A 380-nucleotide genomic window follows, 5' to 3' on the forward strand; every position below is an offset into this window, starting at 1 on the left:
GCCCCGGGCAGGCGCCCTGCAGCGTCGACGTTGCGGCCACCGGCATGACCGGATACGTCGGCGCCGCCACGGTGGCGAGGCTGCTGGACGCCGGACTGCGAGTCCGCCTGCTGGTGCGCAATCCTGCCCGGCTCGCGGTACACGCCACGCACGCCAGGCATCCGTCGCTGTCGGTGGTGCATGCGCCGCAGGCCGATGCCGCCGCGCTGCGAGAGCTGTTTGGCGGTGCGCAGGTGTGCGTGCATGGCGCGGCCCTGGCCGACCCGGCCTGGGTGGCAGCCGACCCCGCCCGTGCTGAAGCCGCGAACGTCGCGCTGACCGAAGCGGTGGTGAGCGCGATGCGTGAATCCGCCGGCCCGGACGCGACCATGCTGCTGCTG

At 74.2% G+C, this 380-nt stretch carries 1 protein-coding gene; it reads left to right on the plus strand.

Translation table 11 applies throughout. The annotated features are described in order from the left end of the window. Nucleotides 1-44: 44 nt before the first annotated feature. On the plus strand, nt 45-380 hold a 336-nt coding region (locus I6F21_RS38600), incomplete at its 3' end, for an NAD-dependent epimerase/dehydratase family protein (RefSeq protein ID WP_225184500.1).

Origin of the sequence: Bradyrhizobium sp. NBAIM03 (genome assembly GCF_020194055.1) — a bacterium.
GTDB lineage: Bacteria > Pseudomonadota > Alphaproteobacteria > Rhizobiales > Xanthobacteraceae > Bradyrhizobium > Bradyrhizobium yuanmingense.